The organism is Janthinobacterium sp. GW822-FHT07A03 (assembly GCF_058798815.1).
On sequence record NZ_JBXAKW010000001.1, the window covers coordinates 65,972 to 83,415 of the forward strand.

General features: G+C 63.7%; 19 protein-coding genes. 15 read left to right on the forward strand and 4 right to left on the reverse strand.

All coding sequences use genetic code 11. The features are described 5' to 3' along the window. Positions 1 to 9: 9 nt before the first annotated feature. The 3 genes from AC1RJW_RS00295 (at position 10) to AC1RJW_RS00305 (ending at position 3,011) form a co-directional block, all read left to right on the forward strand. Positions 10 to 1,620, forward strand: coding sequence for a CehA/McbA family metallohydrolase domain-containing protein (locus AC1RJW_RS00295; protein WP_493042514.1), 1,611 nt, complete (start codon positions 10 to 12; stop codon positions 1,618 to 1,620). A gap of 98 nt (positions 1,621 to 1,718) precedes the next feature. Next, positions 1,719 to 2,081 (forward strand): translation initiation factor Sui1, encoded by a 363-nt coding sequence (locus AC1RJW_RS00300; protein ID WP_493042516.1) that lies wholly within the window; start codon positions 1,719 to 1,721, stop codon positions 2,079 to 2,081. A 72-nt stretch (positions 2,082 to 2,153) separates the two neighbouring features. Continuing rightward, the gene (locus tag AC1RJW_RS00305) at positions 2,154 to 3,011 is read left to right on the forward strand and encodes a hypothetical protein (RefSeq protein ID WP_493042518.1); all 858 of its coding nucleotides are present in this window, start codon (positions 2,154 to 2,156) and stop codon (positions 3,009 to 3,011) included. 59 nt (positions 3,012 to 3,070) lie between these two features. Here the strand turns inward: AC1RJW_RS00305 and AC1RJW_RS00310 are convergent, their stop codons facing one another. The 4 genes from AC1RJW_RS00310 to flgA all read right to left on the reverse strand — a co-directional run bounded on the left by AC1RJW_RS00310 (position 3,071) and on the right by flgA (position 5,569). Beyond that, complete coding sequence (locus tag AC1RJW_RS00310; protein ID WP_493042521.1) at positions 3,071 to 3,634, reverse strand: PEPxxWA-CTERM sorting domain-containing protein; 564 nt, start codon at positions 3,632 to 3,634, stop codon at positions 3,071 to 3,073. A 331-nt stretch (positions 3,635 to 3,965) separates the two neighbouring features. Continuing rightward, a complete protein-coding gene (locus AC1RJW_RS00315) occupies positions 3,966 to 4,433 on the reverse strand; it encodes a flagella synthesis protein FlgN (RefSeq protein WP_326459290.1) in 468 nt (155 codons plus the stop codon). Positions 4,434 to 4,441: 8 nt separating this feature from the next. Continuing rightward, the gene (gene flgM, locus AC1RJW_RS00320; protein WP_034787161.1) at positions 4,442 to 4,750 is read right to left on the reverse strand and encodes a flagellar biosynthesis anti-sigma factor FlgM; all 309 of its coding nucleotides are present in this window, start codon (positions 4,748 to 4,750) and stop codon (positions 4,442 to 4,444) included. A 111-nt stretch (positions 4,751 to 4,861) separates the two neighbouring features. Continuing rightward, positions 4,862 to 5,569, reverse strand: coding sequence for a flagellar basal body P-ring formation chaperone FlgA (gene flgA / locus AC1RJW_RS00325; RefSeq protein WP_489630050.1), 708 nt, complete (start codon positions 5,567 to 5,569; stop codon positions 4,862 to 4,864). 191 nt (positions 5,570 to 5,760) lie between these two features. Here flgA and flgB point away from each other — a divergent pair, with 191 nt between their 5' ends. The 12 genes from flgB to AC1RJW_RS00385 all read left to right on the forward strand — a co-directional run bounded on the left by flgB (position 5,761) and on the right by AC1RJW_RS00385 (position 17,433). Continuing rightward, on the forward strand, positions 5,761 to 6,213 hold the full coding sequence (flgB, locus tag AC1RJW_RS00330) for a flagellar basal body rod protein FlgB (protein ID WP_493042526.1): 453 nt from the start codon (positions 5,761 to 5,763) through the stop codon (positions 6,211 to 6,213). A 2-nt stretch (positions 6,214 to 6,215) separates the two neighbouring features. Further along, positions 6,216 to 6,617, forward strand: a complete 402-nt coding sequence (gene flgC, locus AC1RJW_RS00335; protein WP_071075845.1) for a flagellar basal body rod protein FlgC — start codon at positions 6,216 to 6,218, stop codon at positions 6,615 to 6,617. 15 nt (positions 6,618 to 6,632) lie between these two features. Further along, positions 6,633 to 7,328, forward strand: coding sequence for a flagellar hook assembly protein FlgD (locus tag AC1RJW_RS00340; RefSeq protein WP_489630051.1), 696 nt, complete (start codon positions 6,633 to 6,635; stop codon positions 7,326 to 7,328). Positions 7,329 to 7,380: 52 nt separating this feature from the next. Beyond that, positions 7,381 to 8,928, forward strand: a complete 1,548-nt coding sequence (locus tag AC1RJW_RS00345; protein WP_493042529.1) for a flagellar hook protein FlgE — start codon at positions 7,381 to 7,383, stop codon at positions 8,926 to 8,928. Positions 8,929 to 9,109: 181 nt separating this feature from the next. Beyond that, on the forward strand, positions 9,110 to 9,853 hold the full coding sequence (locus AC1RJW_RS00350) for a flagellar basal body rod protein FlgF (RefSeq protein WP_046685936.1): 744 nt from the start codon (positions 9,110 to 9,112) through the stop codon (positions 9,851 to 9,853). 72 nt (positions 9,854 to 9,925) lie between these two features. Further along, entirely contained in the window at positions 9,926 to 10,708 is a 783-nt protein-coding gene (gene flgG, locus AC1RJW_RS00355; protein WP_071322383.1) for a flagellar basal-body rod protein FlgG, read from the forward strand. 50 nt (positions 10,709 to 10,758) lie between these two features. Then, positions 10,759 to 11,409, forward strand: coding sequence for a flagellar basal body L-ring protein FlgH (locus tag AC1RJW_RS00360; RefSeq protein ID WP_086148190.1), 651 nt, complete (start codon positions 10,759 to 10,761; stop codon positions 11,407 to 11,409). A 2-nt stretch (positions 11,410 to 11,411) separates the two neighbouring features. Continuing rightward, complete coding sequence (locus AC1RJW_RS00365; protein WP_493042531.1) at positions 11,412 to 12,527, forward strand: flagellar basal body P-ring protein FlgI; 1,116 nt, start codon at positions 11,412 to 11,414, stop codon at positions 12,525 to 12,527. A 10-nt stretch (positions 12,528 to 12,537) separates the two neighbouring features. Further along, the gene (gene flgJ / locus AC1RJW_RS00370) at positions 12,538 to 13,464 is read left to right on the forward strand and encodes a flagellar assembly peptidoglycan hydrolase FlgJ (protein WP_493042533.1); all 927 of its coding nucleotides are present in this window, start codon (positions 12,538 to 12,540) and stop codon (positions 13,462 to 13,464) included. An 88-nt stretch (positions 13,465 to 13,552) separates the two neighbouring features. Next, complete coding sequence (gene flgK / locus AC1RJW_RS00375) at positions 13,553 to 15,520, forward strand: flagellar hook-associated protein FlgK (protein ID WP_493042535.1); 1,968 nt, start codon at positions 13,553 to 13,555, stop codon at positions 15,518 to 15,520. Positions 15,521 to 15,571: 51 nt separating this feature from the next. Beyond that, a complete protein-coding gene (gene flgL, locus AC1RJW_RS00380; protein WP_493042537.1) occupies positions 15,572 to 16,813 on the forward strand; it encodes a flagellar hook-associated protein FlgL in 1,242 nt (413 codons plus the stop codon). A gap of 167 nt (positions 16,814 to 16,980) precedes the next feature. Next, positions 16,981 to 17,433, forward strand: a complete 453-nt coding sequence (locus AC1RJW_RS00385) for a MarR family winged helix-turn-helix transcriptional regulator (RefSeq protein ID WP_493042539.1) — start codon at positions 16,981 to 16,983, stop codon at positions 17,431 to 17,433. Positions 17,434 to 17,444: the final 11 nt, after the last annotated feature.

Sequence of the window (17,444 nt, forward strand, 5' to 3'; positions counted from 1 at the left end):
GTCCATCCCATGTCTTACTCCAGAACATTGCTTGCTTCGGCCATCGCCATCCTGTTGAGTGTTGCCGCCTGCGGCGGCGACAGCAACCCGGCCGGCAGCGTGCCGCCGCTACCGGCCGGCCGCTGGATCGCCGGCGACCTGCACACCCATACCACCCAATCGGCCGACGCCGATGTCAGCCAGACCTTGGACAAGGTGCTGGCCAAGGCCTTTACCACGTATGGCCTCGACTGGATGGCGCTGTCGAACCATTTGCGCGTCTCCACGCGCGACGCGCTGGGCGCGCCGCTGGCGGCGCCGATTCCCATGTCCATCGGCGCCGGGCGTTATGAAATTCCGCGCGTGCAGGCCTTGCAGGCGGGCGGCAGCTACGCCGACAAGCTGATTTTCTCCGGCTTCGAGTGGGACATGCCGACCCACGACCACATCGGCATCGGCCTGTTCGAAGGGGTGGACAAACTGGCTGCCAGCACCCGGGGCATGAAGGAATTCGAATACCTGTTCACCACGCGCGACGCGGCCATGTTCGATGCTGCCGATGTTGCCGCATGGAAAGCCAAATACGGCGATACCCGCTACAACAAGACGGCTGCCGATGCGCTGCAAGCGATCAACTGGCTCAAGCAGAACTATCCGGAGACCAGCTACGCCGTCATCAACCATCCGTCGCGCAACAAGGGCAGCTACAGCATCGCCGACTTGCGCGCCTTCAACGATGCCGCGCCGAACATCATGTTCGCCATCGAAGGCATGGTCGGCAACCAGATGGAACCGGACCGGGGTGGCTACACGGCCGCCTACACGGACGAGAATGCGCTGCTGCGCGTGTATGGGGGCGTCGATTACGTGGTGGCCAAGCTGGGCGGGCCATGGGATGCGCTGCTGGGCGAGGGGCGCCGCATCTGGAACCTGACCGATTCGGATACCCACTTCAAGATCGTCGGCGGTAACAGCAGCGGCTATTTTCCCGGCGAGTATGCGAAGAATTATGTGTTCAACGGCGCGCAGGGCGCCCCGCTGGCGAAGGACTTGCTGGCCGGATTGCGTTCGGGCAAGATGTTCTCGACTTACGGCGACCTGATCAATGCGCTCGATTTCAACCTCGCCAGCAAGGACGACCGCAAGGAGATGGGCGGCGAGCTGAAGGTGGGCAGCGGCGAGAAAGTCACGATCACCATCCGCTTCAGGAGCCCGTCCAAAAACAACTACGAAAAGCCCGTCGACAGCGGCGTGGCTGCCGGCGTCAGGCCCGTGGTCGACCATGTCGACCTGATCGTCGGCGATGTGGGCGCGAAGGCGGTGGCGGGCACGCCGGCCTACAATGTTGCCGGCAATGCCAGCACGCGCGTGCTCAAGCGCTTCACCAGCGCGGACTGGAAAGTCGGGGCCGACGGCTACGCCAGCGTAAGCTACGAAACGACGGCAACGAAGAACCAGTATTTCCGTCTGCGCGGCACCAATCTGGGTACGGATGTCGCGGGCCTGACGCAGGGCGGCGAGCCGCTGGCCGACCAGCGCACGGGCACGACGGACAGCACCCAGCGTTTTAACGACATCAACGACCGCAATTACCGCAGCCTGTGGTTCTATTCGAATCCCGTGTTCGTCACCTTGCGTTGATAGTGCAGGCGGCCGCGCGTTGCCGGATGGGGCGGGTGGGAGCCTGATTCTGTTCCCGCTTGGTACAATCGCGGCCTTCTATCTTTTATTTCTTCATCATGAAAAGCAGCTCCCAGGGCGGTCTCGTCTACTCTACCGAAACGGGCCGCATGTGTCCCGCATGCCGCCAGCCGCTGGCGCAATGCGCCTGCAAGGCGCAAGCCAGGACGGCGCCCGTGGGCGACGGCGTGGTGCGCGTGTCGCGCCAGACCAAGGGCCGCGGCGGCAAGAGCGTCACCGTGGTCAAGGGCTTGCCGCTGGACGCCATCGCCCTGGCCCTGCTGGGCAAGCAGCTGCGCACGCAGTGCGGCTCGGGCGGCACGGTCAAGGATGGCGTGATCGAAGTGCAGGGCGACCATGTGGAGACCATCCTGGCTGCGCTGGTGAAGCTGGGCCACCAGCCGAAAAAGGCCGGCGGCTGATTGCCTGCGCCGCGTGCGGCACTGTGCCGTGCGCCTGTGGTAACGTGCATTTCCTCTTATGTGCCACCTCCTATGAACAGCAAACTGACCGGTATCGCCATCGCCGCTGCCATCGCGGCACTGCTGGCGCTGGCGTACTGGCCCGCGCCCGACGGGGGCACGCCGGACACTGCCGCCACCGCTGCCGCCGGCGCGCCGCCGGGACGCAGCCTGGCATCGTATCTGACTATCGATGCCGCCCCGGCCGCCGGTGCCGCGCCCGTTCCCGTGACGCTCGCGCAGCAGCTTGCGCGCCTGGGTGCCAGCGGCAAGCCGGAAGACGCGTATGCGGCCTACAATCTGCTCGATGACTGTATTTCTTTTGAGAAAGAAGGCCGATTGCCGGGGCTGGAATTCGAGCTGGGACGCGAGATGACGGCGGAAGAAAAAGCCGCCCAGCAGCAGCTGTGCGCGGGCCTGACGCAGCGCCAGCGCGAGGACCGCCTGGGCTATCTGGCCACGGCCGCGAAGGCGGGTGTGCCGGGCGCGGCCACCCTGTTCCTGTCGGAAGGCCCGTTCGGCGACCGCAGCGCGCTGCGCAACCGTCCCGACGACCCGCTGGTGCAGGCGTGGAAGCGGCAAGCCATCGCCCAGCTGACGGCACAGGCGGACGAGGCGGAGCTGACCAGCGTGTCGACCCTGATGATGGCGTATTTGCGCGATGGCGAGGTGGTGCAGAAAGATGCGCCGCAGGCGTATGGCTACCTGCTGGCCCTGCGCCTCGTGTACGACGACATCCTCGCCCCCGGCGTTACCAATCCCTACCAGGATGACTATTGGCACTGGCTGCAGAACGAACTGACGCCGGAGCAGCAAGCTGCCGCCAGCGCCAAGGCGCACGCCATCGCGGCGAAGTTTCGCCAGCATACGGGCCGCCCCGCGCACGGCTGAGCGGCGACCATGCGCTGCACGCGCGGCACTTCAACTCCTGCGCGGCGTGTCAGGGCCTGTCAGGCCAGCGTCTTGCGGCGCCGTATGCCATACCCCACCAGCCCCAGCCCCGCCAGCAGCATCGCATAGCTTGCCGGTTCGGGCACGGCCGTGGTGATGGAAATGTCCAGCACGGAATCACGCACGCCGACGCCCGTCGCCACCATGGTATACGTGCCTGCTCCCAGCAGTCCGCTGAAGGTGGAATGGGCGAAGCCGCCCAGCACGCCGGCGAACGTATCCGATTGCACCAGGTTGTTGCTCGCGTCGAACAGGTCGATGTTGACCCCGGTCAGGCGGGGGCCGAAGTCGTTGGCGCCGGTGACCAGCCAGGCGGCGTTGCCCGTGAACGATTGCACGCCGCTGCCGACCGTAAACGTGGTCGTTTGCAGCAGCGAACCGCGCTCCGTCGTGAAAGTGTCGATGAACAGCGTGTCTTGCGCCAGCAGCGGCGCAGCCACCACGGCAGTCGAGACGAGATGGTTATAAAACACGGCTTGGGTATCGGCCTGCGCGCCCGGCGCCAGCAGGGCGCTGCCGAGCAGCAGCGCCGCGCCAGCCTTGGATATTGAGATAGCGTTCATATCGTGCTCCAGATGGTCTTGCGATTGAATGGCGTGCGTCATGGCGCAGCGCGAATGCGCAGGCTGACGCGTCAGAATGGATTAGCTATGCCAGCGGGAAAGGCTATTCTTGTCAGCGGGGAAAGTCCCGCCTGTTGTGGTGTGGCGTGCGCTAAGGATTAGCATATACACACCATTCGTCTCGCGTTTGAGCGCGCTCAAACGTACAGGCTTGAGCGGGGAGCAAGTGTCTTTTCACCCGGCCACGGCGCATGCCTGCAGCAGCAATGGCTTATTGCTGTGCTTGTCGCCGCTGTTTCCTGGCTTGAAGTAGTGGGCGTGGAGTAAAAACTTAGCCGATGACGACGCGCCGGCTGGCCGTGTTCGTCGTCGGTTGGCCGCTGGGGCCGTAGAAATTGCCGCTTTGGGCCGGGGGGCGCATGGCGTTCAGGGCGCCTTGCGTATGTACCATGTGCTTGTTGACCAGCAGGCTGTTCAGGCGGTTCTGTTCCTTCGCTTCGCGCGTCGTCTCGAGCAGGGCTTTCCACAGGGATGCCGCCTCAGCCTCGTTGGCGCCGACCAGCCAGTCTTCCATGCCCGCTTCGGCGGCCGTGAAACCGGCTGCCGCCAGCGCCTGGTGGCGTTGCGCCGCCAGCTGGCTCAATTGTCCGACGAGCGCCGTCTTGCGCGCCGTGAGCTCCGTGATTGCATCGATGTCAGCCGCAACCAGATGCCGCTGTTCTTCTTTCATCAATGCCAGCAATGTGGTCATGAGCTGTTGCTCGTCGCGCAGGCTGGAAAACGGAGTCACTGATTGCATGAGGAAACCTATCTATTTCGTGAGTGCAGCAAGTCCTTGACCGTGTCGAGGAGACCGTCCGCCACTTTTTCTGAGTTGACCTGGAACTGGCCGTCGGCGATCGCCAGCTTGATGCGTTCGACTTTTTTCGTGTCGAACACGGCGCCGCTGCCGGCAGTTGCACTGGCCGCTAATGCCTGTCCTTGCGGCGACAGGCGTACATTGTCCGACGTCGTCGGTGTTGCCTGGGCTTTCTCGGCATTCCGGGCGCCCGAGGTACTGGCGGGCGCCACCGGCAGGCCGGGATTGCTTTTAATGGTGTTATCGGTAATTTTCACAGCGTGATCCTCGTCTGGTCGAAGTCAAGAAACTCCGGGATATGTGTCATTATCGGCACCTTCTTCCGAAACTTTAGTGCGCCAGACCACAATATCGCTGTCCATCCGTGTTTAGAACGCCACCTCCACCATGCCGCCAGCCCGCGCCACGCCGCTGATCTGCTGGCCGCTCTGCGTGCGGACCTGCACCGTCTGGCCATCGCCGGCGCTGCCGATGGCGCGTCCTTCTGATGCCACTTGGAAACCGTTGCCACTGGAAACGACACGCACCAGCTGGCCCTGCATCACCACCGGCTTGCGGCGCAGGGTGTCGAGGCGCATCGGCGTGCCTGGCGGCAAGGAAATATTCGTGCTGGCGCCCACCACCTGGGCCATGTCCGTGGCGATGCCTGCCGGCAATGCTGCCAGGTCGCCCTGCATCGTCACCAGCTGGCTGGCGTCGATGGCTTGCCCTTGCGCCAGCGGCACGGCGCTGGCCACGTAGTCGCCCACGACGGCCACGTTCGCTTGCAGATAGATGGTCCAGCTGGACGGGGCCGTGCAGCGCACGCCCACGGTGGTCTTGCCCCAGGCGCGGGCGCCCGGCGCCATGAATGCTTGCGGCGCGGGGCAGGCGGCCAGGTTCAGGCGCGGATCGACGGCGCCGACGGTGATCGTCACCTTGCCCGGCAAGCCGTTGCTTTGCACCTGCAGGAATTGTTCCACGCTGTTGCGCAGCGCTTCCGGCGTCTGCCGGCCGGCGTTTTGCGCCTGTGCCAATACTGGCAGGGCGGCAAGCGGGATGGCTAGGGCAAGGAGGAAAGCGAGCGGTGTTTTCATGGTGATAGGCCTCTGGAATACTGCCATGATAGTGCGCGCCGCCCCGTTCGAAGCGCCGATTAAGGGGTAAAAGTACGGTCTGATCCGGCGATGGCCTTGCCGGCGGGCGCCGTACTATGTTTCCTGTCATCACTATACCGCCATCCTTCCGCCATCTCAGGCGCCAGTGGCAGATCTTTCCGGAGCCTGACATGATAGGGAAACTCGACGATTACATGCGCTTCAACGAGACGGCGCTAAGCCTGCGCTCGACGCGCCAGGAATTGCTCGCCTCGAATATCGCCAATGCGGACACGCCCAACTACAAGGCGCGCGACGTCGATTTCGCCAGCGCCCTGAAGGGCGCGATGGCGCGCAAGGATGGCGTGCCGCCTGCCCTGAAGGGCACGGCGCCGCAGCATATGCCGGGCAAGGGCGTCGCCGCCGCCGCGGGCAGCAGCCCGGGTGGCAAGGTCGAGACCCTGGCCGACGGCACGCCGCTGCTGTACCGCGCGCCGGCCCAAGGCGCCGTCGACGGCAATACGGTCGACATGGATCTTGAGCGCAATGCCTTCGCCGACAACGCCATCCGCTACGAGGCGGCCGTGACGTTCCTCAACTCGCAGATCAAGGGCATGCTGACGGCCATCCAGGGAGGACAATAATCATGTCGCTATTTAATATCTTCAATGTGTCCGGTTCGGCCATGAGCGCCCAGGCGCAGCGCCTGAACACGGTAGCCAGCAACCTGGCCAATGCCGACAGCGCCACCAGCGCCACGGGCGAAGCCTACCGCGCCAAGCAGGTGGTGTTCGAAGCCGTGCCCATGGCCAACGGCGCCACGGCCGTCAAGGTGCAGAAGGTGATCGAGGACCCGTCGCCGATGAAGCTCGTCTACGACCCGAAGAACCCGCTGGCCGACGAGAAGGGCTACGTCACCATGCCTAACGTAAATACGGTCGACGAGATGGTCAACATGCTGTCGGCTTCGCGCTCGTACCAGACCAATGTGGAAACCATGAACGCGGCCAAGTCGCTGCTCTTGAAAACCCTTACCCTCGGCCAATAAGGCTGACTGATCATTATGGCAACCATCGATACCACGACTTCCGTCACCACCGACCTGATGGCGACGATGAATCCGAAGAAGACGACGGCCGCGGCAGGCAGTGTCGAAGCGGAAACGAACAAATTCCTGACCCTGCTGGTGACGCAGCTGAAAAACCAGGATCCGATGAACCCGCTTGACAATGCGCAACTGACCAGCCAGCTGGCGCAGCTGTCCACGGTGACGGGCGTCAACAAGCTCAACACGACGCTGGAAACCCTGAAGACCAGCTACCAGCAAGCCGAATCGATGCAAGCGGCCAACATCATCGGCCACGGCGTGTTGACGGCGGGCAAGGATATCAACCTGAGCAAGAGCGCTGCGCTGCTGGGCGTGGACCTGGCCACGGCCGCCGACAAGGTCAAGGTCATCATCTACAAGGATGGCAAGGAAGTCCATTCCATCGACCTGGGCGCACAGGAAGCGGGCACCTTGCCGCTGGGCTGGAACGGTTCCACCGCCGACCTCGACAAGGACGGCAAGCCGGTCGTGCTGGCCGACGGCGCCTACACCTTTGCGGTGGAAGCCACGCGCGGCGGCACCAAGCTCAAGGATGCGACGGCATTGATGTTCGGTTCGGTCGCCAGCGTGTCGACGGGCGCGAATGGCGTGAAATTGAATGTCCCGGGCGTGGGCAGCATCACCATGGCCGACGTGAAACAGATTCTGTAAGCCGCTTCCCCTTAGCTGACCCTCTACCCCTAATTTCTACCAGGAGAACACAATGTCTTTCCAACAAGGCCTGAGCGGCTTGAATGGCGCCGCCAAATCGCTGGACGTCATCGGCAACAACATCGCCAACTCGTCCACCGTCGGTTTCAAGCAGTCGCAGGCCCAGTTCGCCGACATTTATGCCAACTCGCTGTATGGCGTGGGCGGCAACCAGGCGGGGATCGGCGTGTCCGTCTCGCAAATCGCCCAGCAATTTAACCAGGGTAACCTGGAAACCTCGTCGAATCCCCTCGACATCGCCATCAATGGCGGCGGCTTCTTCCGTACCAGCGTCAACGGCGCCGTCCAGTATTCGCGCAATGGCCAGTTCCAGGTCGACAAGAGCGGTTTCATCGTCAACGCCCAGCTGGCGCAGCTGACCGGCTATGCGGCCGACGCCAACGGCAAGATCGTCGCCGGCGCCGTCGTGCCCCTGCAGATCGACCAGTCGGACATGAAGCCCCAGGCGACGACCAAGGTCGACACGCAAGTCAACCTCAATTCGAACACGGCCATGCCGACCACGGTGCCGTTCAAGATCGGTGACGACACCACGTACAGCAAGCAGTTCCCCGTCGAAGTCTTCGATTCGCTGGGCAATTCCCACATCATGTCGAATTTCTACGTCAAGACGGGCACCAACACCTGGGACGTCTACTCGGCCGTTGACGGCACGGAAGTGACCAGCATGAAGGCCGCGGCGGCCCTGCAGACGGACCCTGCCTCGCTGGCCGCGCGCGCCGCCTACCAGGCCGCCGCCACGGCCGTGCCGCTGGTGCCGGCCAATGTGACGACGGCCGCCGTCGCCTATGGCAATGCGGTCGGTGCCGCCGTCTCGGCTGCTGCCGCCGCCGCCGGCGCCACGCCGGCGCAACTGGCCGCCATCGCCGCCACCTACGGCAGTGCCGTGCCTGATGGCATCAACTCGAGCCGCACGCCCGACCAGATCGACGCGGCCATCCGCGCCGTGACCATGGTGCCTGCCGTCAAGACCGGTTCGCTGGTCTTCAACACGGTCGGCAGCCTGGACCGGGCCGCCATGCTGGCCCTGACGCCGCCGCAAACCTTGCCCGTCACCGTCAACCTGCCGATCTTCCCGGCCACGGGCGCCAATCCGACCCTGTCGGTCCAGGTTGATTTCAGCAAATCGACGCAGCTGGGCACCGCCACGGCGGAAAAGAAAACGGAAGCGGACGGCTACAAGGCGGGCCAGCTGAGCCAATTCATCGTCGGCGACGACGGCGTCATCCAGGGCCAGTACAACAATGGCAAGACGCGCGCCCTGGGGCAGGTGGTGTTGAGCAACTTTACCAACCCGAACGGCCTGGAGCCGCTGGGCAACAACGCCTGGGTGGAAAGCTCGGCCTCGGGCAAGCCCATCACGGGCGAGCCGAAGACGGGCACCCTGGGCAACTTGCGCGCCTCGGCCGTGGAAGTGTCGAACGTCGACCTGACGGCGGAACTGGTCAACATGATCACGGCCCAGCGCGCCTACCAGGCGAATGCGCAGACCATCAAGACGCAGGATTCCGTCTTGCAGACCCTGGTCAACCTGCGCTAACTTGGGGCGCCTCGTTAAGCTACTGCGCGTCTCACTGCCGGGCCGGCGTTGCTCGCTGTACCTTCGTACAGCTGCGCTACTCAACCCGGTATTGAACCGTTCGCTACGCTTCCCGAGGCACCCGTGACGTTGCGGGAAGTTGCATTAAACCCATCAGTTGCGATACAGGCAGGAGAAACACATGGACCGTCTCATCTATACCGCCGGCTCGGGCGCCAAGCACATCCTGGACAAACAGGCGACCACGGCGAATAACCTGGCGAACGCCACCAGCACGGGTTTCCGTGCCCAGCTCGACTCGTTCCGCGCCGTGCCCGTGGTGGCCGACGGCATGATGCCGACGCGCGCCTTCGTCGTCGATTCGACGGTCGGCTCCGATTTCACGCAAGGCCCGATGCAGCACACGGGCCGCGCGCTCGACGTGGCCGTGGAAAACGCGGGCTGGATCGCGGTGCAGTCGGCCGACGGTTCCGAAGCCTACACGCGCAACGGCGCCCTGAAGCTCAATGAAAACGGCATGCTGCAGACGCAGTCGGGCCTGATGGTGCAGGGCGATACGGGCCCCATGGCCATTCCGCCCGGCGTGACGGTGGCCATTGCCAGCGACGGCACGGTGGGCACGATTTCCACCGACGTGCCGCCAGGGCCATCGACGGTGCTGGGGCGCATCAAGCTGGTCAACCCGCCCGAGCAGCAACTGGTGCGCGGCGACGACGGCCTGTTCCGCCTGAAGGACGGCACGGTGGCGCAGGCCGACCAGGCCGTCAAGCTCACCACCGGTGCGCTGGAAGGCAGCAATGTCAGCCCCGTCGACTCCATGGTCAGCATGATCGCCCTGGCGCGCCAGTTCGAAACGCAAATGAGCCTGCTGAAGAATGCCGAGAATAACGCGGCGAAAGCCACCCAGATCCTCGCTTTGAATTGATGGGGGCGCCCGCATAATGCTTGCATAGAAATAGTCTACAGGGCTGTCAAGCGCTGTTATTGGAGAAAAATCATGATTCGTTCCCTTTGGATTGCCAAAACCGGCCTGGAAGCGCAGCAGACGCAGATGGACGTGATCGCCAATAACCTGGCCAACGTCAGCACCACGGGATTCAAGAAGTCGCGCGCCGTGTTTGAGGACTTGCTGTATCAAAATGTGCGCCAGCCGGGCGCGCAATCGTCGCAGCAAACCCAACTGCCATCGGGCTTGCAGATCGGCACGGGCGTACGCACTGTGGCTACCGAACGCATCCATACACAGGGCAATCCCCAGGCATCGGGCAATTCGCGCGACGTGATGGTCAACGGCACGGGCTTCTTCCAGGTGCTGATGCCGGACGGCGCCACCGCCTACACGCGCGACGGCTCCTTCCAGACCGATTCCAACGGCCAGCTGGTCACCTCCGAAGGTTTCGTCATCCAGCCCGCCATTACCGTGCCGACGAATGCGCTGAGCCTGACGGTGGCGCGCGACGGCACCGTGTCCGTCACCTTGCCCGACACCGTTGCGCCATCGCAAATCGGCTCGCTGCAGCTGACTACCTTCGTCAACCCGGCCGGCCTGGAGTCGAAGGGCGAAAACCTGTACATGGAAACGGGCGCCTCCGGCGTAGCGCAGACCAACACCCCGGGCACGAACGGCGCCGGCGTGCTGATGCAGGGCTATATCGAGACCTCGAACGTCAACGTGGCCGAGGAAATGGTCAACATGATCCAGACGCAGCGCGCCTACGAGATCAACAGCAAGGCCATCACCACATCCGACCAGATGCTGCAGAAATTGTCGCAACTTTAATTTTCATAGTCGTCATGCCATCCGCCGCCGGATGGCAGCGGAGGTTCGTCATGCAATACCCCATCATCGCCCTGTTGTCCGCAGTCCTGCTGTCCGGCTGCGCCATCACGCCCACCTCGATCGTGCAATATCCGACTACCACGCGCGCGCCGATGCCGGAACCCGTGGTCGTCAGCAATGGTTCCATCTACCAGCCGTCGACCTACCGTCCCGCCTTCGAAGACCGCCGCGCGCGCCACGTGGGCGACACCATGACGATCGCCATCACCGAGCGCACGAATGCCGTCAAGGCGGGCGCCAGTTCCGGCAACAAGTCGGGCAGCGTGGGCTTTTCCACGCCGGGCATCGCCCAGGGCCGCTTCGGCGGCACGGTCTCGGCGAACGGCGCGACGAAATTTGCCGATGGCGACAACCAGTCCGCCAGCAACACGTTTTCCGGCACGATCGGCGTGACGGTGATCGAGGTATTGCCAAACGGCAACCTTATCGTGGCCGGCGAGAAACAGATCGCCATGAACAAGGGCACGGAATTCATCCGCTTCTCGGGCATGGTCAATCCCGATACCATCGGCATCGGCAACGTCGTGCCGTCGACCCAGGTGGCCGACGCGCGCGTCGAATACCGCACCAACAGCCAGATCGACCGCGCCGAAATGGCCTCGATGGCCTCGCGCTTCTTCCTCAGCCTGCTGCCGTTCTGATCATGGCGACCGTGACCTTTCCCCGCTTGTTGGCCATCTGCGGCCTGGCTTGTGCCCTGCTGGCGCCCGTGGCGCAGGCCGAGCGCATCAAGGACCTGGCCAGCATCGCCGGCGTGCGCCAGAATCAGCTGATGGGCTATGGTCTCGTCGTCGGCCTCGACGGCAGCGGCGACCAGACCACGCAAACGCCATTCACCATCCAGAGCGTGGCGGCGATGCTGCAGCAGCAGGGCATTAACTTGCCGCAAGGCACGAGTTTGCAGCTGAAAAACGTGGCCGCCGTGATGGTGACGACGGCCTTGCCCGCGTTTGCCCAGCCGGGCCAGCTGCTCGACGTGACCGTGTCGTCGATGGGCAATGCGAAAAGCTTGCGCGGCGGCACTTTATTGATGACGCCGCTGAAGGGCGCCGATGGCCAGGTGTATGGCATGGCGCAGGGCAACGTGCTGGTGGGCGGCGTGGGCGCGCAGGCGGCCGGCAGCTCCGTCGTCATCAATCACCTGAGCGTGGGACGCATCTCCGGCGGCGCCACCGTCGAACGCACCGTGCCTTCGGTGCTGGGCGCCAACAACACGATCCGCCTGGAATTGAATGCCACCGATTTTGCCACCGCCAGCCGCGTGGTCGACGCCATCAACAGCCGCTACGGCGCCGGCACGGCCGCCGCGCTGGACGGGCGCGTGATCCAGGTGCAGTCGCCGGGCGGCAGCGACCAGCGCGTGTCCTTCCTGGGCCAGCTGGAAAGCATCGAAGTCAACCCGGCCCGCCTGGCGGCCAAGGTCATCATGAATGCGCGCACCGGTTCCGTGGTGATGAACCAGTCCGTGACCCTGGAAACGTGCGCCATTTCGCACGGCAACCTGTCCGTCACCATCAATGTCGAGCCGCAGGTGAGCCAGCCGGCGCCCCTGTCGGGCGGGCGCACGGTGGTCACGCAGACGGCGCAGATCGATATCAAGAAGGAACCGGGCAAGGTCATGCTGGTCAAGGGCGGCGCCTCGCTGTCCGACGTGGTCAAGGCCTTGAACGCCATCGGCGCCTCGCCGCAAGACTTGCTGGCCATCCTGCAGGCGATGAAGGCGGCCGGTTCGCTGCGCGCCGAACTCGAAATCATTTGATGGGCACGCCATGATCAGCCAAACCGACCTCAGCAATACCGCCGCCTATGACGTCAAGGGCATGGATGGCTTGCGCCAGTCCGCCAAGGCGAAGGATCCTGCCGCCCTGAAAGAGGCTGCCACGCAATTCGAAGCCATGTTCATCAACATGATGATGAAAAGCATGCGCGAAGCCACGCCGCAGGACGGCATCATGGATAGCCAGCAAAGCAAGATGTACACCTCGATGCTGGACCAGCAGACGAGCCAGAACCTGGCCAAGCGGGGCACGGGCCTGGCGGACGTGCTGATCCGCCAGCTGTCGTCGTCGAACCAGGCGCTGGCCGCCGATGGCGCCGAAGCGCCGTCGCCCCGCTCGTCGAGCATGGCGCAGGCCCTGGCCGCGTTCCGCCAGCAGCAGGGCGCGCTGACCGACGGCGCCGGCAGCGCCGCCGGCACCGGCAAGACCCTGAGCGACAGGGCCAACGCCACGCAGGCGCCGCACGTGCGCGCCTTCCAGGAAAAGCTGGGCGTGCATGCGGAGGAAGCGAGCCGCGCCACCGGCATTCCGGCCAAGTTCATGCTGGGCCAGGCGGCGCTAGAAACGGGCTGGGGCAAGCGCGAAATCATCAGCCGCGACGGCAGCAGCAGCCACAATTTGTTCGGCATCAAGGCGTCGGCCGACTGGAAGGGCAAGGTCACGGAAGCCGTCACCACGGAATATGTGAATGGCAAGGCGCAGCGCAAGGTGGAAAAATTCCGCGCCTACGACAGCTACGCGGACAGCTTCAAGGATTATGCGCAGTTGATTACCAACAACAAACGCTACGAAAAAGTGCTGGCCAGCGCGGGCGACGCCAGCACGTTCGCCCAGGGCTTGCAAAAGGCCGGCTATGCGACGGACCCGAATTACGCTGCCAAATTGACAAAAATTATCAAAAATTCGCTGGTCGGCTAATTCCCCGCCTGTCCCCTGCGCAAGCCGCGCGCTTCAAGTTTTCGCCGCGGCTGCCGTAAATACATTTGACGGTAACCAATAAGACACCATGACTTCGAATCTACTCAGCATCGGTAAGAGCGGTTTGCTTGCAGCGCAGGTGGGCCTGTCGACGACCGGGCATAACATCACCAATGCCAACGTGGACGGTTACAACCGCCAGGTGGTGCTGCAGCAGACGGCGCAGTTCAACAATGCCGGTTATGGCTTTGTTGGCAATGGTACCGAGGTATCGCAAGTCAAGCGCCAGTACGACGGTTTCATGGCGGCCCAGGTGAATGCCGCGCAGTCGGCCACCAGTTCGCTCGACGCGTATTACACGCAGATCACGCAGATCGACAATATGCTGGCCGATCCCACGGCCGGGCTGTCGCCGGCGATGGCCGATTTCTTCAAGGGCGTGCAGGATTTCAGCTCGAATCCCTCGTCCGTGTCGTCGCGCCAGGCATTGCTGTCGAGCGCAAACTCGCTGACGGCGCGCTTCCAGGGCCTCAGCGCGCGCCTGACGGAAATCGGCGACGGCGTCAATTCGCAGATCACCTCGAACGTGAAGGTGATCAACTCCTACGCCAAGCAGATCGCGGACCTGAATACCTCGATTACCAACCTGACCGTGAATGAAAGCAATCAGCCCAACGATTTGCTGGACCAGCGCGACCAGCTGATCACGGAGCTGAACAAATACGTCAAGGCAACGGTTCAGCCTGGTGCCGGTAACTCGATTACCGTCTCGATCGGCTCGGGCCAGCCGCTGGTGGTGGGCAACAAGAACTTTGAACTGGCCGTCACGCCGTCGCCGACGGACCCGAACCGCCTGGACGTGGGCTATGTGACGGGCACGAGCGTCACCAAGCTGTCGGAAAGTTCCCTCAGCGGCGGCGCGCTGGGCGGCTTGCTGGAATTCCGCAGCGGCAGCCTGGACCGCATCCAGAATTCGCTGGGCAAGGTCGCCATCGCGCTCGCTTCCAGCTTCAATGAGCAGCACAAGCTGGGCCAGGACTTGAATGGCGACATGGGGACCGACTTCTTCAAGCTGCCCGATCCCGTCATTGGCGCCGACTACCGCAACAACGCGACCAGCACGACCGCGCTGTCGGCCAAGGTCAGCGATCCGACCCAGCTGACGGCCAGCGATTATGCCGTGAAATATGACGGCACCAACTATGTGGTGACGCGCCAGAGCGACGGCGCGAAAACGACCATCAACCCGTATCCGCAAACGGTGCCGCAAACCATCGACGGCGTGGATTTCTCGATCTCGGGCACGGCTGCCGAAGGCGACAACTTCATGGTCAGGCCGACGGCCCACGGCGCTGCCGACCTGGCCGTGGCGATTACCGACCGCAACAAACTGGCCGCCGGCGCGCCGATCGTCACGGGCGCGCCCGTCAGCAACACGGGCAGCGGCAAGCTGGGCGCAGGTAGCGTGGACAAAGCCTATTTAACGCCGGGCAATGCCTTGACGGGCACCGTCACCTTGACGTACGACAAAGCGACCACCTCGCTGACGGGTTTCCCCGCGGGCCAGGCCGTGACGGTGAAAGGCTTGAACGGCGCCACCACCACGTATCCGGCCGGCACGGCGAATATTCCCTACACGGAAGGCGACAGCTTCAGCTTTGGCGGCATCAACGTCAACATGACGGGTGCGCCGGCGCAGGGCGATAAATTCACCATCGCGCCGAACTCGGGCGGCGTGGGTGACAACCGTAATGCCAGTTTGCTGGCGGGCTTGCAGACGAAGAATATTCTCGATGGCGGCAAGGCCACGTTCCAGGGTTCGTACGCGGAAACCGTCAGCTATGTGGGCAACAAGACGCGCGAAGTGCAGGTCAGCGGCCTGGCCAGCATGGCCTTGCTGCAGCAGAGCAGCACGCAGCAGCAGGCCGTTTCCGGCGTCAACCTCGATGAAGAGGCGGCCAACCTGCTGCGCTACCAGCAAGCCTACCAGGCTTGCGGCAAGGTCATGCAGATCGCCAGCACCCTGTTCGACGTGGTCATCGGCCTCGGACGTTAATTATTCAAGCGGCGGCGCCTGGCGCCCGCCGCCATCAGGAAGGGCAGCATCATGCGCATCAGTACCAAAATGATCTATGACGCGGGCAGCACGCAGCTGAACAATCTGCAGGGCGCGTTGAACCGCACCCAGATGCAGCTGTCGGCAAACCGCCGCAACCTGACGCCGGCCGACGACCCGATCGCCTCGGCGCGCGCGCTGGAAGTGACGCAGTCGCAATCGATCAATACGCAATTCGTGACGAACCGCTCGAATGCCAAGAATTTCCTTTCGCAGGAAGAGCTGGCGCTGGCCAGCACCACGTCGCTGATCGCCGACGTGCAGGAGCTGGTGCTGAAGGCCGGGAATCCGGCCTTGAAGGATATCGACCGCCAGAGCCTGGCCACGGAGCTGAAGGGACGCCTGACCGACCTGATGGGCATCGCCAACACGTCCGACAACGCGGGCGGCTATCTGTTCGGCGGCTACAAGTCGACGACGCAGCCGTTCAGCCAGACGCCGGGCGGCGCCACCTACGTGGGCGACCAGGGCCAGCGCGAGCTGCAAGTGGGCTCGGCCCGCTACCTGGCCACCAGCGACTCGGGCGCGGCCGTGTTCGAGAACAATTTGACGGGCAACGGCAAGTTCACCACGGCAGCCGATCCGGGCAACTTTGCGCGCGGCGGCGCCGGCATCATTTCCGGCGGCACTGTCACCGATCCCACCAAGTTGACGGGGCACAAGTACTCGATCGATTTCCAGGTGACGGGCACGGGTACGGATGCCAAGACGACCTATACCGTGACGGACGTGACCCTGGGCCAGACCATCCCGAATCCCGCCGTGCCGGTGGCGTATAAATCGGGCGACGCCATCAACTTTGACGGCCAGCAAGTCAATGTCGCGGGCAAGCCGGCCGACCTGGACAAGTTCACCCTGGAGCCCAGCGGCAAGGAATCGATCTTTACCACGATTACCAACCTGATCGGCGCACTGGGCCAGCCGGCCTCGGGCGACGCGGGGCAGGCGCGCCTGACGGCCAGCCTGAATGCCGCGCACGATCTGCTCGACACGGCCTACGACAATGTGCTGTCCGTGCGCGCGGAAGTCGGTTCGCGCCTGAAGGAACTCGACACGCTCGACAGCGCCGGCGACGATCTCGACCTGCAATATGCGAGCACCTTGTCGGGCTTGCAGGACCTGGATATGGTGAAGGCGATTTCCCTGTTCAGCCAGCAGCAGATCACCCTGCAGGCGGCGCAGAAGTCCTTTACGTCGATCTCGGGCCTGTCGCTGTTCAACTACATCAGCTAAGCCGTCGTTCCAGCATGACGGCTGGCCGGGCCGGGGCAGGGAGCAGACCTCCCGCCCCGGCTTTTTTGCGTCCGCATTTTGCTTACTTTGGCAACATATACAGGCAAACTGTGCAGTCTACCTGTATATCTGTTATAGTGGAGGCTGTTGATTTACCAGCGTCCCCCATGAGCACCCCACAAGAAGACCACGAAGATCACGAGCAGGTGCTGCAACTGGCCGGCGAATTGCGCATTCTGATCGGTAAATTGCGCCGCCGCCTGCGCGAAGAGGCGCACCTGGGCGATGTCAGCATGTCGCAGGCGTCCGTGCTCAGCCGTCTCGAGCGCGACGGCCCGGCCACGGCCAGCAGCCTGGCGCGCGCCGAAGGCATGCGGCCCCAGTCGATGGCCGCCACCGTGCAAGCCTTGACGGAAGCGCAGATGGTGACGGGTTCGCCCGATCCGCTCGATGGCCGGCAAACGCTGTTGACCCTGACGGACAGCTGCCGCGCCTGGATCGCGGCCAGCCGCGCCGCGCGCGAGGACTGGCTGGCGCGCACGATTGAAACCCGGCTCACGCCGGACGAAGTCACCGAGTTGGACAAAGCGGTGGCATTACTCAAACGCTTGGCGGAGTGATCCGCTGGATT

Coding starts and splice junctions, on each gene's coding strand:
- AC1RJW_RS00295 (WP_493042514.1), top strand. CDS start 10: ATGTCTTACTCCAGAACATTGCTTGCTTCGGCCATCGCCATCCTGTTG.
- AC1RJW_RS00300 (WP_493042516.1), top strand. CDS start 1,719: ATGAAAAGCAGCTCCCAGGGCGGTCTCGTCTACTCTACCGAAACGGGC.
- AC1RJW_RS00305 (WP_493042518.1), top strand. CDS start 2,154: ATGAACAGCAAACTGACCGGTATCGCCATCGCCGCTGCCATCGCGGCA.
- AC1RJW_RS00310 (WP_493042521.1), bottom strand. CDS start 3,634: ATGAACGCTATCTCAATATCCAAGGCTGGCGCGGCGCTGCTGCTCGGC.
- AC1RJW_RS00315 (WP_326459290.1), bottom strand. CDS start 4,433: ATGCAATCAGTGACTCCGTTTTCCAGCCTGCGCGACGAGCAACAGCTC.
- flgA (WP_489630050.1), bottom strand. CDS start 5,569: ATGAAAACACCGCTCGCTTTCCTCCTTGCCCTAGCCATCCCGCTTGCC.
- flgB (WP_493042526.1), top strand. CDS start 5,761: ATGATAGGGAAACTCGACGATTACATGCGCTTCAACGAGACGGCGCTA.
- flgC (WP_071075845.1), top strand. CDS start 6,216: ATGTCGCTATTTAATATCTTCAATGTGTCCGGTTCGGCCATGAGCGCC.
- AC1RJW_RS00340 (WP_489630051.1), top strand. CDS start 6,633: ATGGCAACCATCGATACCACGACTTCCGTCACCACCGACCTGATGGCG.
- AC1RJW_RS00345 (WP_493042529.1), top strand. CDS start 7,381: ATGTCTTTCCAACAAGGCCTGAGCGGCTTGAATGGCGCCGCCAAATCG.
- AC1RJW_RS00350 (WP_046685936.1), top strand. CDS start 9,110: ATGGACCGTCTCATCTATACCGCCGGCTCGGGCGCCAAGCACATCCTG.
- flgG (WP_071322383.1), top strand. CDS start 9,926: ATGATTCGTTCCCTTTGGATTGCCAAAACCGGCCTGGAAGCGCAGCAG.
- AC1RJW_RS00360 (WP_086148190.1), top strand. CDS start 10,759: ATGCAATACCCCATCATCGCCCTGTTGTCCGCAGTCCTGCTGTCCGGC.
- AC1RJW_RS00365 (WP_493042531.1), top strand. CDS start 11,412: ATGGCGACCGTGACCTTTCCCCGCTTGTTGGCCATCTGCGGCCTGGCT.
- flgJ (WP_493042533.1), top strand. CDS start 12,538: ATGATCAGCCAAACCGACCTCAGCAATACCGCCGCCTATGACGTCAAG.
- flgK (WP_493042535.1), top strand. CDS start 13,553: ATGACTTCGAATCTACTCAGCATCGGTAAGAGCGGTTTGCTTGCAGCG.
- flgL (WP_493042537.1), top strand. CDS start 15,572: ATGCGCATCAGTACCAAAATGATCTATGACGCGGGCAGCACGCAGCTG.
- AC1RJW_RS00385 (WP_493042539.1), top strand. CDS start 16,981: ATGAGCACCCCACAAGAAGACCACGAAGATCACGAGCAGGTGCTGCAA.